Origin of the sequence: Psychrobacter sp. JCM 18901 (genome assembly GCF_000586435.1) — a bacterium.
Taxonomy (GTDB): domain Bacteria; phylum Pseudomonadota; class Gammaproteobacteria; order Pseudomonadales; family Moraxellaceae; genus Psychrobacter.
Map to the genome: position 1 here is coordinate 1 of NZ_BAWH01000030.1, position 16,598 is coordinate 16,598.

Annotated in this window: 11 protein-coding genes and 6 pseudogenes; 9 read left to right on the forward strand and 8 right to left on the reverse strand. The window is 44.0% G+C overall.

Annotated features, from left to right (window positions below):
* Nucleotides 1-104 precede the first annotated feature (104 nt).
* Nucleotides 105-998 (forward strand): S-methyl-5'-thioadenosine phosphorylase, encoded by an 894-nt coding sequence (gene mtnP / locus TT11_RS15830; protein ID WP_261871107.1) that lies wholly within the window; start codon nt 105-107, stop codon nt 996-998.
* A 162-nt stretch (nt 999-1,160) separates the two neighbouring features.
* Here the strand turns inward: mtnP and TT11_RS15835 are convergent, their stop codons facing one another.
* The 7 genes from TT11_RS15835 to TT11_RS15865 form a co-directional block, all read right to left on the reverse strand.
* On the reverse strand, nt 1,161-2,204 hold the full coding sequence (locus TT11_RS15835) for a methyltransferase domain-containing protein (RefSeq protein WP_261871108.1): 1,044 nt from the start codon (nt 2,202-2,204) through the stop codon (nt 1,161-1,163).
* 108 nt (nt 2,205-2,312) lie between these two features.
* Nucleotides 2,313-2,981 carry a TIGR04282 family arsenosugar biosynthesis glycosyltransferase gene (locus TT11_RS15840; protein WP_261871109.1) on the reverse strand — a complete coding sequence of 223 codons (669 nt, stop codon included), beginning with the start codon at nt 2,979-2,981 and terminating at the stop codon, nt 2,313-2,315.
* A gap of 82 nt (nt 2,982-3,063) precedes the next feature.
* Complete coding sequence (locus TT11_RS15845) at nt 3,064-3,369, reverse strand: hypothetical protein (RefSeq protein ID WP_261871110.1); 306 nt, start codon at nt 3,367-3,369, stop codon at nt 3,064-3,066.
* 92 nt (nt 3,370-3,461) lie between these two features.
* Nucleotides 3,462-3,770 (reverse strand): glycosyltransferase, encoded by a 309-nt coding sequence (locus TT11_RS15850; protein ID WP_261871111.1) that lies wholly within the window; start codon nt 3,768-3,770, stop codon nt 3,462-3,464.
* 45 nt (nt 3,771-3,815) lie between these two features.
* Nucleotides 3,816-4,637 carry a DUF547 domain-containing protein gene (locus TT11_RS15855; RefSeq protein ID WP_261871112.1) on the reverse strand — a complete coding sequence of 274 codons (822 nt, stop codon included), beginning with the start codon at nt 4,635-4,637 and terminating at the stop codon, nt 3,816-3,818.
* Between the two features lie 91 nt (nt 4,638-4,728).
* Entirely contained in the window at nt 4,729-5,628 is a 900-nt protein-coding gene (gene arsS, locus TT11_RS15860) for an arsenosugar biosynthesis radical SAM (seleno)protein ArsS (protein ID WP_261871113.1), read from the reverse strand.
* A 314-nt stretch (nt 5,629-5,942) separates the two neighbouring features.
* Nucleotides 5,943-7,142, reverse strand: a complete 1,200-nt coding sequence (locus TT11_RS15865) for an FAD-dependent oxidoreductase (RefSeq protein WP_261871114.1) — start codon at nt 7,140-7,142, stop codon at nt 5,943-5,945.
* Between the two features lie 351 nt (nt 7,143-7,493).
* On the opposite strand from TT11_RS15865, the pseudogene TT11_RS15875 reads away from it, so the two are divergent.
* The 6 genes and pseudogenes from TT11_RS15875 to TT11_RS17545 all read left to right on the forward strand — a co-directional run bounded on the left by TT11_RS15875 (nt 7,494) and on the right by TT11_RS17545 (nt 13,149).
* A pseudogene (locus TT11_RS15875) lies at nt 7,494-8,452 on the forward strand (alpha/beta fold hydrolase).
* Nucleotides 8,453-8,676: 224 nt separating this feature from the next.
* A pseudogene (dapD, locus tag TT11_RS15880) lies at nt 8,677-9,500 on the forward strand (2,3,4,5-tetrahydropyridine-2,6-dicarboxylate N-succinyltransferase).
* 225 nt (nt 9,501-9,725) lie between these two features.
* A complete protein-coding gene (gene queE / locus TT11_RS15885; RefSeq protein WP_238050753.1) occupies nt 9,726-10,457 on the forward strand; it encodes a 7-carboxy-7-deazaguanine synthase QueE in 732 nt (243 codons plus the stop codon).
* A 75-nt stretch (nt 10,458-10,532) separates the two neighbouring features.
* A pseudogene (locus TT11_RS15890) lies at nt 10,533-11,683 on the forward strand (multidrug resistance efflux transporter family protein).
* Between the two features lie 92 nt (nt 11,684-11,775).
* Complete coding sequence (locus TT11_RS15895) at nt 11,776-12,411, forward strand: trimeric intracellular cation channel family protein (RefSeq protein WP_057760886.1); 636 nt, start codon at nt 11,776-11,778, stop codon at nt 12,409-12,411.
* 71 nt (nt 12,412-12,482) lie between these two features.
* A pseudogene (locus TT11_RS17545) lies at nt 12,483-13,149 on the forward strand (trimeric intracellular cation channel family protein).
* Between the two features lie 82 nt (nt 13,150-13,231).
* Here TT11_RS17545 and recJ read toward each other — a convergent pair.
* Nucleotides 13,232-15,104 (reverse strand): annotated as a pseudogene (recJ, locus tag TT11_RS15910) (single-stranded-DNA-specific exonuclease RecJ).
* A gap of 319 nt (nt 15,105-15,423) precedes the next feature.
* Between recJ and TT11_RS15915 the strand changes: the two are divergent.
* Together TT11_RS15915 and TT11_RS15920 are read left to right on the forward strand one after the other, a co-directional pair.
* Nucleotides 15,424-15,941 (forward strand): annotated as a pseudogene (locus tag TT11_RS15915) (hypothetical protein).
* Nucleotides 15,942-16,125: 184 nt separating this feature from the next.
* A complete protein-coding gene (locus tag TT11_RS15920) occupies nt 16,126-16,515 on the forward strand; it encodes a hypothetical protein (RefSeq protein WP_101206414.1) in 390 nt (129 codons plus the stop codon).
* Nucleotides 16,516-16,598 lie beyond the last annotated feature (83 nt).

Sequence of the window (16,598 nt, forward strand, 5' to 3'; positions counted from 1 at the left end):
AAGGACAAAAGTTCTGCTATATTTTATCTGAGCTATTTTTGGTTCAGGATGTTACATGGCACTAGTCTGTGTCTCTCTTTTATTAATCTACTCGGATAGTCCTTATGACAATACCTCACACGGAAGTACTGGCAACGTTATCTGCTGATATTGCTATCATCGGTGGTAGCGGTCTCTACCAAATGTCATCACTGACCAACAAACGCAGTGTGACAATACAGACGCCTTATGGCAGTCCATCTGATGATATTGTCTTAGGTGAGCTTGAGGGGGTGACAGTCGCATTTCTAACACGGCATGGTCAGGGCCACAGGCTAACCCCGTCCGAAGTGCCCTATCGTGCCAATATCTATGCGCTAAAAACGCTTGGGGTACGTTATATCGTCTCTGTATCAGCAGTTGGCTCATTGCAAGCGCATCTTAAGCCATTAGATATGGTCGTGCCTGATCAAATGATTGATATGACCAAGCAGCGAGTGAGTACGTTCTTCGGTGAAGGTGCCGTCGCCCATGTGTCGATGGCAGACCCACTATGCCCTGCCCTAGCAGAACTCTTGACGCGCGCTTATGACAAAGCGGATATTACAGAAGGTAGCAGTCATTTTAAGGCAACTTATGTCTGTATCGAAGGGCCTCAATTCTCAACTCGGGCAGAGTCAGAATGGTATCGTCAGATGCAGGCAGATGTTATTGGCATGACCAATATGCCAGAAGCCAAATTGGCACGTGAAGCCAGTATTGCTTATGCCACGTTAGCTCTGGTGACAGACTTCGACTGTTGGCATCCAACGGAAGAAGCCGTCAGTGCCGACTATGCGATAAAGAACCTAATGAAAAATGCGGACAATGCTCAAAAAGTGATACGGGAAGCTGTTGCTTTGATTGCTGCCGAACTACCTGAGTCAATCGCTCACAATGCCCTTGCACAAGCATTAGTCACACCTATAGATGCGATGGACGAACATACCAAGATCAGACTGGCCGCCTTGCTAACGTAATCTTGATACTTATTTTCCATCTTAAACTGACTACTGCTAATCGGTCTAATTTTAATCGTGCTGTTTCCCATTGAATCAAAAAAGGCCATTATCTAAAATAATGGCCTTTTTTTATAATTAAGCATGTATATTTAAATTTATGCTAAATACACCACTTTAATGTTAGCAACAACCACCTGCACCAGATGCCAGCATCATAGGATGATTAAATGGCATTAATTCACCGCAACCTGCAAAAATACCGTAGTGGCGACTGTCATCACCGATAAACTCAAAATGCGGCGCAAAGCGCGATTCTTGCAGCATTCGAAACGTATTGCCACATACTGGGAATACCCGACCAGCTTCGATAGCATGATGTTTATCTAAATCAAACCGATGCGGGGACTGCTCGATAGAGCCTTTATATATCACCGCTTGTCCGTGATCTTCGCAAGCATCCTCAAGCGAGTCGATTTTAAATAAGCGGTAAGTTGCAGAGAAAAACTGAATATCACCGATTTTAGCCGCCAAAGCAGGATCTGTAATCTCAAGTGGGCGATCTTCAACCAAACGTATGTCTAAGAATCCTGCATCTCGTGACAAACGGTTAAAATCCTTCCAATACAATGCACCGCTCAAACACTCTCCATATAAAACGGGATCATCGATTAAGTGTTGCGGGATACGGCGATCGGCATAGACGTCAGAAAAATAAAACTCCCCACCAGGTTTCAGCAAACGCTGTACACTGGCCATGACCGCGGCTTTATCTGGTGATAGATTGATAACGCAATTGGAGACGATAATATCGAAGCTATCAGCCGCCAGATCTAACTCATCTAGTTTCTCGATATAGCCATGCAAAAATGTCACATTATCATAGCCAAACTTATCGACATGATAGGCTTGATGCTGTTTGGCAACGGCTAGCTGCTCATCGGTCATATCAACACCGACTACGTGCCCACTCTCACCAACCAGTTGTGCTAGTGCATAGACATCTCGGCCTGAGCCACTACCCAAGTCTAAAATTCGGCAGCCTTCAAGCAGTGCTGGACATACCAGACCACAGCCATAATAGCGATTCAATACTTCATCGTGAATATTTGCGAGTAATGGCTTGAGCCACTCAGGCATATTGCTGATATCACAACACGCTGAAGTCTTTAAATCATCGGTACTCTGTAACTCTTTGCCATAGTAATTTTGCACAACGTCATGCATAACAATATCCTTATTGAATGTGCCATCCAGTTAAAAGTCTTAGTAAATCATCTTAGAATATGCAACTACGTTAGTGAGCTTGTTAACTCAGTTGTCAATTATCGGTTATCAGTAGTTATCCACTTTGCTATTAATATTGATGTAAGAATCTAGCCAGCCTGATGGTAAATGCTTTAGATCTTTAGGCTCATCAATATCATGTAAAGGGTCAAATAATGCAAGTGTCCAACCTAATGCCGCCATGCGCTGCTTGGTGACAGCGGCTACACTAACCGTACTCCAAACAATGTCCGAAAACAGGCTGTCATCAACTTGTCTAAACCCTAACAGCACATAACCACCATCAGTCGCTGGAATCATAACCGCATCGTGCTGGTTTAGCTGCTGTACCGCTGTCTGAATACGTTCTGTCGTAAGACTGGGACAGTCCGTACCAATTAACACAACCTTATCAAAATGTTGCAATGCGCGCTGACTGGCTATCAGCATACGTAAACCCAAATCACCATCGGCCTGCGCAGACCAGCGCAACGAGTCAGGCAAATCAAGCGCCTGCCAACATGGATCTGTTGGTGCTGGACTCACACATAACTCAACGGCAAAGCCCGTATCAACGGCCTGCTCAATACTATGCAGTAAGAGTTGCCTTGCCATACGTGCAGCGCCATCTACCCCTAGCGCTGGCTGCAAACGGGTTTTCGCCTTATTAGGCGCTGGATATTTTGCAAACAGAATGATGCAGGTATCTTGCTGTCTTGCAGATGAATCAGCTGTCACTATAACGGTCTCTTAATTAGTCAAATGCATCAGTACGAGTTTGTTTTCCTTCTTACCTACCATGTTTATGAACTAAACAATCTCACTGCTTATAGTAGCGTTGCTTTAAAACATTAGGCGATACGCCTCGCCAATAATCAAAGCGCAAATGCCACATCAAAAAAATCGTCCGCCACGTGCCATGCTGCTGCCAACGCCGCGCTGAAGTCGTGACTTTACTCTTTAGACAAGCTGGTCGAGCAATTCGCTTGAGCCGCTTACAGAGCTCAACATCTTCCATCAATGGCTGATCAGGATAGCCACCAATCTGCTCAAACACGGACTTTTTGATAAATATTGCTTGATCACCAGTGGCTATACCCATTAATTGCGAGCGCTGGTTTATCATTAATCCGACGATTTTTAACAATGGCTCACGGCTGTCTAAACGGACATCAAAACGGCCCCAATCGTACTGAGCTATTGCTTGTTGAACGTTGTCTATCGCGTCAGTAGCAGCTCGGTATCAGCGTGTAAAAATAGCAACACATCACCTGTTGCTAACATAGCGCCCGCATTCATCTGCTGAGCACGTCCTACGGTAGATTCGATAATATACCAATCAATGATTGATTGAGTAATCTCTGCATTTTTGAGCACACTCTTGGCGATAGCAACCGAACCATCCACTGAACCACCATCGACCAATATCACTTGTTGCGGTGCTGGATCGAGACGGACAATATGAGCCATAAGCTCAGGCAAGTTGTCCGCTTCATTTAATAATGGAACAATAATTGATAGGTTCAATGGGTATACCGTCACATTAATCAGCGAGTAAGATTAAAAGCTGGCTTATTTTTTATTCAAATTCCAGTTGTAATCGGTATAGCTTATTTTTACCTTGCCTTGTTTGAGATCTGCTGTCTGAGCTTTGCTCAATCCTAATGACGAGCTATAACGACCTAAAAACCCTGCCAAATCTTTTGTGCCGCGCCAGTTGGTTGCAAAGTCTTCTTTATACCATTTAAAAATTGGTGACACTTTGAGCGTATCGCCTTTGAGACTGTTGCGGCTACTGTCTGCTAAAAACTTGGACGTTGCTTGCTCTAATTGATTGTCTAATCGCTTGCCGGTAAAGGCATCATCTTGCAATGCAGGGCAACCGATACTGGCACAATTGACTGCAAAGTGAATGCGCGGATCATTGTAGCGTTTAGAGCCACGAATGAGATTGTGCTCGATATCATCAAGTGAGCGCGTCTTACCGAGTACCGAAACAAACTCTTGCTTCCATGGTGACCCAAACAGTCCGCCGATATCTTTGATAGATTTGACGTTTGGATATTTCGTCAATACCAAATCAACCGTACCAGCGTTATAAACGTTGATTAAAAATGCCAACTGCTCGTTTTTACTCCAACGATTGAATTCTGATTGAGACACTTTGCTCGTCGCCTCTAGATAGCTTGTCAGCTTGCTCTTATCTGCTTTCATGCCAGCATAATTGACCACTGAAGCTTTACCACCGTTGGTCATGGTCACATGCTTATTTAATAAACCATCCCAACTCTGATGATTAAAGTCAGCATGAGCGGCCACGCTTGCTAATAAAATAGTCGTGGCAATCACTGGTTGTGCGAAAAACGTTTTCGCTGAAAAATTAAATACCGACATAAGGCTTACTCCGTTTACACTGATTGTTTTTTATCTATGTTTTTTTATCTATGCCTTAGTACTTATATTAAAAGCACTTATATTAGAACGACTAAGGCGTGTCTACTAACGCTGGTTCTACTGCCTCTTCTTCTAACGCGCCGCCACAACTACTGCCCTGTCCTGCTGTACAGCCATAGCAGTGGTCAGCAATGGCGATGTCATCACCAGACGGGTTTTGCGTTAACAAATCACTTAGGTGTCGCCGTGACTTGTTTGGGACAGGAATCTCTAACTGCTGATTGAAATCACAATCAAACAGCTCACCCAACCAATTGACACTAATGGTCGAACGGCACATAACCTCGGCCAAATTAGCAGCCATATAATTAGCTTTGAGCAAATCCATATACGGGTGGAACTGTTTTTTTGCCAATAGCACCGCACCAAACCGCTGAATCGGCATGTTTGTTAGGGCAAATAAATGATTAAACTCAATATCAAAGTGTGCTTTTAGCTCACGCTTGTAATCTGCTTCAAGCTGCTGTTGATTGGGCGGCAGCGTCGCACCTTGTGGGTTGTAGACCAAGTTTAATGTTAAATTTGAATCAGGCTTGCCATAGCCCAACTGATTGAGCTTCTGCAATCCCAATATACTGTCGTCAAATGCGCCTTTACCGCGCTGTTTGTCTACGTTTTCTAGGGAATAGCAAGGCAAAGAAGCCACCACTTCCACTTGGTTGTCTGCTAAAAACTGTGCCATATCCTCATAACCCTCTTCCATAAGAATGGTCAGGTTACAGCGGTCTATCACTTTGACACCTAATGCCCGAGCGGCCTTGACCAAATACTTAAAATCCTCATGCATCTCAGGCGCACCGCCTGTCAAATCAAGCGTATCGATATTTTGTGCTTGCAATACTTCTGGTATCAACTCGACCAATTCACGCGACATCATCTCGGTACGATAAGGCTGGCAGCCACATGACAATGTACGCAGGACATATTGCATAAATAGCCCATATTCACTTGCAATATGGTCAATTGACGACGTTTTATCGCTGGAAAATCCGTATGCTCAAGTAACTCAATTGTTGATTTCATGGTGGTCTAAAATCCTGTTAGCAGTACAACTAAAAAAAGGATAGCAACGTAAAATTAAAGATTAGAAAACAAAGGTAGCGCATTGCTTTTACTGTTTATTTTTAATATTTACAACGTAAAACCTGATTGCTTACTTTACGGTTTATCTAATCAATCATACCTGATTATGAATACGCATTGATGACTAATCAGATGGATTTTATGGTTTATTCCAAATGAGCATTAACCCTTATCCGCCTCTATGAAGCGTTTATCGATATATTTTTTTGAGATGCCATACCAGCGACCTTGTAGATTTATATTGCCCCAACTACCAATGGCATATTTATCGCCGCACGATAGCAGGTATAACGTGCGTGACTTTGGCTGATAGCTCTTCATTACGCTATCTTTCAGATAGGCCATTAAATTATCAGCTTCGACAGCACCGCCATGTACGGAGTGAACCCCTGAGTGCGCCACGTACTTATCGACTCGTGTCGCCGCATCGCCAACGGCAAAGACATTGGAATGAGAGACACTTTGCTGCTTATTGTTTACCGCGACAAACCCATCGCCTTCGGTTTTCAAATCCGTAGAAGCCGTCCATGCCGACCCTATGACGCCAGTCGCAGCGATGACCGCATTGATGGGCAATGATTTATGCGTGGTCAATAATTCTCCATCACGATAATCGGTCGCTCGCTCTCGAATTATCGTAATGCCATGTCGATCTAGCTGCTTGATAACCCGCTGTCGAAAGCCCGAATTAAACCCTGACAAAAGGTTCTCACCGCATATCAATATCACCTGATGATTACGATTGATGTTCCGTAGTGCAACTTGAGCGGCCATGACCAACTCTATGGCCGCAGCGCCTGCCCCAATAATAGCCAATTGGTACTTTTCAGATGACTGGGCATCCTTCAAAATCCGCTGCCATTGGGTGATAAATGTTGATAACGGTCGTATGGCAATCACGTCAGTATTAGCATGGGCATTAACAGCGCCAACATCAACATCTCTATCGTCACTGTCGCTTCTGTGATCATTGTGATTGTATAGCCAACGCATGTCTGTATCTGCGCCCGTATTTAGAGACAAGACATCGTAGTCAAAATCCGTTTGTGCATCGCCAGTCGTAACCACTTTATTTGACGCTGCATTTACTTGCACAAGTGACTGCTGAATAAAGCGCACGCCTGCTCGCACACAAAGCGATTTGATATCGATACTGATGTCATGCAGCTGATAATGCCCTGCCATCCAACCCGGTAACATGCCAGAATAGATCGTTTGCGGTTGCTCACTAATTAAGTGAATGTCTGCATCTATTGTATCGGCTTCCTTTAAACGCGCTGCGCTAAGTCGGCGCAACATGCCAATGTGAGCATGACCTGCCCCTGCCAATAGTAGTGTTTTTTTCGGTAAAAATTTTGTCATAGATGATTTTATCAAGGCGATTGGTTGCTGTTAGTGTTTGATGGAATGTTGATTGATATAAATGACTTTAAAAACTCATTTAAAAGTATCATATAAATAAGACAAATCTGTTGCAGGCGAACAGTAAGAGCGTAAATGGCTTATATAGCGTCAAAAGTACTTACTGCGCTAGGGCTTGCTCTTATTTTAAAAATAGCGATAAAAACAATAAAATAAGGTGAAATTATTTACCAACGCCCAGTACAATAGAACATTATAAGAGCCGCGTGACAGGTAACTCTGCGTGGCCTATCATCTGAATATAACCATCAAAACCATTAACGAAAATTATAAGTCATCAAGGAACCTTACATGAGTACCAACATCGATACCAGTAACGATCACATTCTGTCTTCTGACAATATTCACTACTTGCATCATGACTTTTTTTGAACCAAGTCGCAAAGACGTCGAGATTAGCGCGACTTTACTGATTGTGCATGGCATGGCAGAGCACAGCGGTCGCTATAGCGATTTTGCACAGTTTTTGGCAGACAATGGTATCGCTGTGGCGACTTATGACCATTTGGGTCATGGACAGACTATCAAGACTGAGGCCGATCTTGGGTTTTTTTGGTGAAGAGCATCCGGTACAGTCGCTTTTGAAAGACGTGATTGTGATGGCAGATAGCCTAAAAGACCGTCATCCAGACGTCCCGCATTTTGTCATGGGTCACTCGATGGGGTCGTTTATCGTGCGCAATGTACTCAAGCATCATGCGCATAATTTCACAGGCGCAATCCTCATGGGTTCTGCAAACGCCAACCCATTGGCCAAGGTTTTATTACCCATCAATAAACTAATGGCCAAAGTGGCACCAAGACAACCGAATACAATATTTGCCAAGGTAATGAATAAAGTCCTGAACAGCCAACTATCTGATCGCAATTCGTCCTCACAGTTTGCGTGGCTCAGTGAAAATACTGCAAACATTGAAGCCTATGAAGCCGATCCTAAGACTGGTTTTGACTTTACCAATAATGGCTTTATGACATTGTTTACGCTCATGGATACTGGATTAAATAAAAATTGGGCTACCACTATCGCCAAAAACTTCCCGATGCTGTTTATTAGCGGTGAAGATGATCCGATTGGTGAAATGGGTCGCGGTATACGTAGGGTTGTCACACGTTTGGACAAGCGTCATTTCAGTCATGTCGATATTCAGCTGTATCCTAATATGCGTCATGAAGTGCTGCACGAAAAGGATAAGCAGACCGTTTATCAAGATATTTTAGAGTGGATAGAGACCAACACGATAGACGATTAAATCATGATAAATGAGTTGTTTTGAGAGAATATCTGAAAACAACTCATTCAATATTGTCATAATAAGACCCTTAACGCGTTTGCTAAAAGTGGTCAAATTAGCGACAATACGGCAAGCAAGTTTTTGGACCAAGCCATACCTTGAATTTTCTTTAGGCTGGGTCATATAAGTCTTTAACCATAACATTAAGATCACCCTCCCTTTCATTCATTTTAGGAACCTTTATGTCATTACAACAAACCATCGAACAAGCATTTGAAAATCGCAACGAATACAGCCCAGCCAATATGCCACAAGACGTGCGCGATGCTATCAACCAAGTACTTGAGCAACTAGATAACGGTAGCCTGCGCGTAGCAGAAAAGAAAGATGGCGAATGGGTTGTCAATCAGTGGGCCAAAAAAAAGCCGTACTATTGTCTTTCCGTCTAAACGACAACTACGTCCAAGCTGCTGGCGAACACGTACAGTTCTATGACAAAGTACCGACTAAATTTGCTAACTGGACTGAAGCACAGTTTAAAGAAGCAGGCGTACGCGTTGTACCACCAGCTGTCGCACGTAGAGGTTCTTTCATCGCAGCAGGCGCAGTATTGATGCCGTCATACGTCAACATCGGTGCATATGTCGATCAAGGCGCAATGTTGATACATGGGCGACTGTTGGTTCATGTGCTCAAATCGGTAAAAACGTGCATTTATCAGGCGGCGTTGGCATCGGCGGTGTATTAGAGCCATTGCAAGCAAACCCTACTATCATTGAAGACAACTGCTTCATCGGTGCACGCTCTGAAATCGTTGAAGGCGTTATCGTTGAAGAAGGCGCTGTCATCTCTATGGGTGTCTACATTGGTCAATCGACGCGCATCTATGATCGTGAAACTGGCGAGATTCATCGTGGCGTGTACCGGCAGGTTCTGTTGTCGTACCAGGTAGCTTACCGTCAGAAGATGGCACGCACAGCCTGTACGCTGCTATCATCGTGAAAAAAAAGTTGACGCGCAAACTCGTGCAAAAACATCAGTAAACGAGCTATTACGCTTAGCCTAAATATTTGGCAAGTACCGTTGTTTATTGAATAATATTGTTTTATATGAAGATGCTGGGGGATGACTCCAGCATCTTTTTTGCAGCTTAATATAACGCGTTACGTTATAATCCTCTTTTAGTTTGGCTTTATACAAACACAAAATCATTCGTACCATCCCCTGCCTTTTTATTACGATTGATAAGCGCTTCATCGCCTTATCGACCTTTAACTGTATTTGAAATATTATGAGTGAATCATCATTACGCACCGCCGCTATCCCTGTCACTGACCCCGAAGCAGGGTTACGTCTGACTGAGATTTTTTATTCCTTACAAGGTGAGGCAATCACCTCAGGCTTGCCGACGATATTTGTGCGTCTAACGGGCTGTCCGCTGCGCTGCGTCTATTGTGATACTGAATATGCTTTTACTGGCGGCGAACGTCAATCATTAGAAACCATCATAGAAACCATCAAAGGTTATCCGTGCAAGCGCATCTGTCTGACGGGCGGTGAACCATTAGCACAGCCAAATGCCATTGAATTGATGAAACGTTTGCTGAGCGATGGGTATGAGATATCCCTTGAGACCGCAGGCGCGCTCACGGTAGAAAACGTGCCAGCAGCAGTCAGTAAGGTAATGGATCTCAAAACGCCAAGCTCAGGTGAGGTCGATAAAAATCTATGGTCAAACCTCGACCATCTCACTCAGCACGATCAAATCAAGTTTGTCATTATGAATCGTACAGATTACGACTGGGCAAAAGCTAAATTGACCGAGTATAAGCTAAACGAATTGGTCGGTACGGTGTGGTTCTCTCCAATGTTTAATGTCGCAGATGATGTCGATGAACAGCTTAGCCCTGAAGTACCTGTACTGGCGCGCGAGCTAGCAGAATGGATGTTGGCTGATGCCTTGCCAGTTCGCTTTCAGCTACAATTGCACAAGATCATTTGGGCAGATGCCAAAGGCAAGTAACTATCAGCAAGTAATTATCAGCAAGTAACAAACAAAAAGTGTGAACACGTTGAGTGCCATGGATAAGGTAGCGGTATGATCAAACTCATTTTACTGGGCTTGCTAGCAGGTGCGTTTTTTTAGCTCGACATTTATCTTAAATGAGCTTATGAGTAGCGCAGGCGGACATTGGTTTTGGTCAGCGAGTCTACGCTATGTCTTTATGCTGTTGATTATTACTGCCATTATTGCGATGCAACATGGTTTTGGTCGTATTAAAGCGCTAATGAATATTTTTCTTCAGCATTGGGGCTTCTGGGGCATTACTGGTAGTATCGGGTTTGGACTGTTTTATACTGGTATTTGCTATGCCGCAGATCATGTTGCGGGATGGGTAGTAGCGGCTACCTTTATGTTTACCGTCGTCGCCAGTTTGCTTGTGCTATTGGCATTTGGTCAACGTTTTGACAAAAAATTCATCGTATATGCTGTCATTGTTTTTATCGGTGTGGCGCTCGTCAATATCAGTGAAGGTCTGCATGCTGCCTCTATAACCGACACCGTCCCCATGTCTGACATGTTGCTCTACGGTGCGCTACCTGCTCTTATCGCCGCTTTTAGCTACCCAATTGGTAACCAGCTGGTTTGGCAGGCTTCTCACAATGCCCGCAAGCGCAATACTGAACTACAGAAGGCCGCAGAGTTGAACGCTCAAAAAGCCAGCATTGGTATTGATATTAACGATCAAAGTGAACCGCTCATATCCGAAGCTTATGATTTGCCAGCTACGACATATGATGCTACCGACCTCGATAGCGTACTTCAAAGTAACAACACTGCGGCAACCTCATCCCTACAAAATCTAATTGCTCGTATTCCTTTTATCGAAACCACGCTACTGCAAAATGCTTTTAACAAGGTGTGGCTAATGACTCTTGGGTGTTTGCCATTTTGGCTGTTTTTGGGCATTATAGTGCGCCCTGACCAGCCCCACCCCTCACAAATAATCAATACGTTGCTGGTTGCTCTATTGGCAGGCGTGGCAGCGACCACTATATTTCTGTATGCGCGCGAGCAAGCTGTTACTTCAAGCGAGGTTGCAGGCGTTGACTCAACCCAAGCCAGTGAAGTTATCTTTGCTTTGATTGGGGGTATATTATTATTAGATAACGCCATACCTTCGGCGATGGGACTGTTCGGTATAGGCTGATTATTGTAGGCTGATATTATTTGCAAAAGATGGCTAAATAACACTACGCCTATTTCGTCAAATTTATACATTGAATAGCCACCTAAAAAACACCTATCACTTTGATGATCTCGATTTGGCAATATAACCATGGGTAATGCTTTGATTTTTCCTGATATTCTATTATATTTATTGGACATGGTTGGCATTGTTGCCTGCGCGATTGCAGGGACTTTGCTTGCGCAGCATAAAGGCTTCGATATCGCTGGTTGTATTCTGGTAGCGATGGTCAATGCCATCGGCGGTGGAACATTGCGTGATATGGCTCTCGACCGTCATCCTCTATTTTGGATGACTGATCTTAATTACGTGATCGTTATCACGGTGACCTCCCTTATCTTACAAATATTCTTTCACCTTTATCATAAGATTGATAATGCATTGAAACTCTTTGATGCCATTGGGCTAGCTGCCTTCAGTGTCATTGGCTTTAAGGTGGCCTTAACCCTAGACATGTCTCCCCTTATTGCTATTATGATGGGTGTCTGGACTGCCATTATCGGTGGTTTGCTACGTGATATCATCTGTAATGAGATTCCGCTAGTGCTACAGCGTGAGATTTATATTACTGCCAGTATCGCAGGGTCTGTGACCTATTTATGCTTACAGTATTTCGGAGTGGGCGCCAGTCTCAACGAATTTATTATGCTGTTTGTTATCTTTGCAGTTCGTATGCTCGCGCTCAGATTCGACTGGCATCTACCTTCTATTCGACTCGTAAACTGATTAATTGAGCAAGACTCTGCGTAGATAGCCTTTGTTTGACTGACAATAATTGAAAATAGTGAGAACTGCCCATGTTGGCTATCGTATTGGACCCTACCGTACTGATCACTACTTTTGACCCGCGCTCTTTGATATATTTCTTTGATATGATTGGCATCATCGCCTGTAGCGTCTCAGGGACGATACTTGCCAAGCACAAAAACTTCGATGTCTTCGGCTGTCTGCTCGTGTCTATTGTCACTGCTATCGGCGGCGGCACGGTACGTGATGTCATTCTGGATCGCCATCCGTTATTTTGGATGGTAGATATGAGCTATCTGACCCTTATTACGATTTCATCCCTAGCGATGCAGATATTTTTTTCATCCAAACTCCAGACGAGTGGATAAATTCCTCAAACTATCTGACACCATTGGCTTGTCAGCATTTACGCTGATCGGTATCAAAGTCGCTGATAGTATGGGTGCCAATGTGCCTGTAGCACTATTGTTAGGTGTGATTACCATCGTGGTTGGTGGCATCATTCGCGATATGATTTGCAATGAGATTCCATTGGTACTACAGCAAGAGATTTATATCACCGCAGCGTTGACAGGTGGGGTTCTGTACTTTGCTCTAAAGAATTTAGGCGTGACAGATTGGGTAGCTGACATCTCTACGATGAGTACGATTTTTACTTTGCGTATGCTGGCCATTCGTTACGATTGGCAGTTCCCTACACTAGAGTGGAAATACTGATACTAGGGCGTGTCTTCATTTCAAAAATACCAACGCGCCCATCTTTGAGCGCGTCTAGTATTATCAGTTTGACATTGCTACTTTAGCCGTGCTCTACCACAGCCAAATCTTTAACCATCAGCTGTAAGCTTTGCTTGCCATTCCATTCATTGATGTCTAGCTGAAACAACAAATGGACTTGCTTAGCACGGTAATCCCACGCCTCATTATCGAAGTTAAAGCAAACGGCCTCTATCGGATATTGAACGTCTGGATAGCGCAGCGATAATTTAAGATGTTTGTCTTTTAAAATCTTGAAGCTTAATACCTCAAACACACCGTCAAATATCGGTGGCGCAAACCCATGACCCAGATACTGGCATCGGCTAAATGCTCAGCAAACCATAAGCTAAAGTCACTCGCTTGCAAAGGTCCATCGGTGAATTTTTGCTCTGCAAATACCTCATCATCCATCTGAGCCATCACTTCATTAAAAGCGGTGACAAATGCCTCAAAGTTACGGCGCTTGAGGGTCAGGCCTGCTGCCATCGCATGCCCGCCGAAATGACTGATTAAGTCTGGATAACGCTCAGCAACTTGTTCAATCGCATCACGGATATGTACGCCAGCGATAGAACGTGCAGAGCCTTTAATGGCACTATCTTCATCGGTTTGTTCAGTATCTGCTGGTGCAAATACGATACTGGGTAAATAATGGCTTTCTTTTAAGCGACCAGCGACAATGCCAATGACTCCTTGATGCCAGTCATCTTGATACAGGATAATACTACGCGCGCCTGCATTGCTGGCTTTAGCAGTAGAGACAGCTTGAGTAGCCACATTCTGAGTAACAAGCGCTTGAGTAATTGTGTCATCGTTACTAGTATTATCATTATCCTTGATATCGCCACTCACACTCTCGTCGCTATCATCTTTATTAGCCAATGCTTGTACGATACTATCGGCTTGCGTACGCATCTCGCCTCTACACGACGACGCGTACGATTCAGCTGCTCAAGCTCTTGTGCCAAACGTTGTGCAGTACTCCAGTCTTCAGTCAATAAGCACTCGATACCAATTCGCATATTATCCATACGCCCAGCAGCATTGATACGTGGGCCTAATACAAAACCGAAATCCTGTGCATGAAGCTGCTTGGGATCACGGCCCGCTTGCTCAAGCAATGCCAATATCCCCATACAGCAGCGGTCTTGACGAATAGCTGATAATCCATGATGTACCAAGATACGGTTGTTTTTATCCAGTACCCCAACGTCTGCAATCGTCCCAAGTGCGACCAAATCTAAATATTGGCTCACCTGTACCGTAGACTTGCCAGCTTCGCGGCGTAGCTTTGCTAATCGTCCGAGCACATAAAACGCGACTCCAACTCCGACCAATGCCTTACTAGCAAAGTCACAACCTAGCTGATTGGGATTGACCACCGCTTCCGCAGGCGGCGTCTCTTTGGTCGTGAGATGATGGTCAGTGATAATCACCGTGATACCATCAGCTTGGGCTCGCGCTACCCCTTCATGACTTGAGATGCCATTATCAACCGTCACTATCATATCTGGCTGAAAAGTCTCAATGCCTAACTCGACAATCTCTGGCGTCAGGCCATAACCGTACTTAAAACGATCTGGTACTAGGAAATCAACGACCGCACCCATCTTTGTGAGCGCACGCATCATTAAGGCTGTACTGGTGGCACCGTCACAGTCAAAGTCACCAACGATCAAGATGCGCTGACGCTCATCAATGGCCACATCTAATAAGCGCACGGCTTCAGTGACACCGTGCAGGGCCTCAGCAGGCAATAGACCTGACAGGCTAGTCTCCAGCTCATCAGGCGCAGTGATACCTCGCCCTGCATACAGACGGGCAAGCGTGAATGATTGAGCGGCAAATGGTTGCAGCGCGGCGGGCAACTCGTCGATGCGAGTGCTGGTATAACGGGGGGTTAAATTTAGCATGAGCGTATTCTACTGGCTTTAGCAGAGGCTCACAATGACAATTTATACTACCTCTGTATATCATTAGGCATTGTGCAACCTGATGAACAATGCCTGTAAATTAGCAATAATTGATACTGCCATTTTTATAGCTCATGTAAACTGCCTTCGTTTAATCACTTACAAAAAAAAGGTGCACAGTATGAGTAATTTCATTCATTTTGCTACAAAGCAATGATTGTAAGCCACGCATAAATCCATAAAATAGTAAGCAACTGAAGAATTTGTTGTTTATTGAACTTTTTATCATTTATATTTTAATTATTTATAAGGACACTTTATGAAAACCACGCCACTTGCTGAAAAACTTCCAAATACGATCGACCCTAACCTAGACCTTGAGAAGGTTAAAAAAAGAATGTCAGGGAATGGTAAAAAGACGCGCTAGAGTTTCTGCTGGTGTAGCGGTTGTGCCAGTACCATTTTTTTGATGTGGCAGTTGATGCAGGGATGTTGACACAGTTGATTCCAGAAATTAGTGAGCGTTTCGGTCTCATTGAAGACCGTCAATCAGCCATTAACTTGGAATCACGCGAAGTGCATTGGAGCGCAGTAAAAGACCGTACCGTAGATTTCGCTGGGCTAATGGCAACACGTGGTATCGTCAAAAAAACCATTCAGGGCTTTGGTGGTCGTATCGCTGCCAAACAAGTGACCAAGTTTATCCCACTTGGCGGTCAATTGGTTGCTGCAACGATGGGCTATACGATTTTTAAGAAAATTGCTAATGACCATATCAACGAATGCTATAAATTGGCAAAAGGTATTCAGCAGAAAGAACACGGCAAAAACGTATAAATAAGCCGAATAGCTTAGTCTATATCAAGCCAGTTAAGTGATTACTTAGCTGGCTTTTTTGTGGTTTATATATCTAGGTCATAGAGCTCTAAAATAACATGCGCTTGTGGTTAATGATGTCATTACTAGGTTTTACTGATAATATACAGCTTTATTTATGACAGACACCTTAAAGGACTAACTTATGAAAAAAATCTTGGCTTCAACGATGATGCTAGCGACTTTTGCCTTGGCGGGATGTACCTCAACAGGTACTACAAACAACGGTACAGGTACAGCAATCGGTACCGCAAACGAGATCGGCATGAATGTTTTTAGAGCTGCGATCGACAACCAATGCCGTAGCCAAATTGAAAAACAAAACGCATGGCGTGTTGCAAGCGTCGCCATGACAGAAGCACAACAAGAATCTGTTAAAACCAATGTTTGTGGCTGTGTGAGTGAGCAAGCGCCACAGCAAGTGACGATTGTTGAGCTGGGCAATGCCGCGATTGACTCTCAGTACCGTACTCAGTTAGTCGCACAAGTCGTCGCCAAATCTCTACAGAGCTGCTATACAAGCTTTGTTCAATAGAACAATTAAGTTATTTATTAGAATAAAAAAATAATAAAGAGGGTGCGTTATACATAATGCACCCTTTTTATTGCTAATAGATT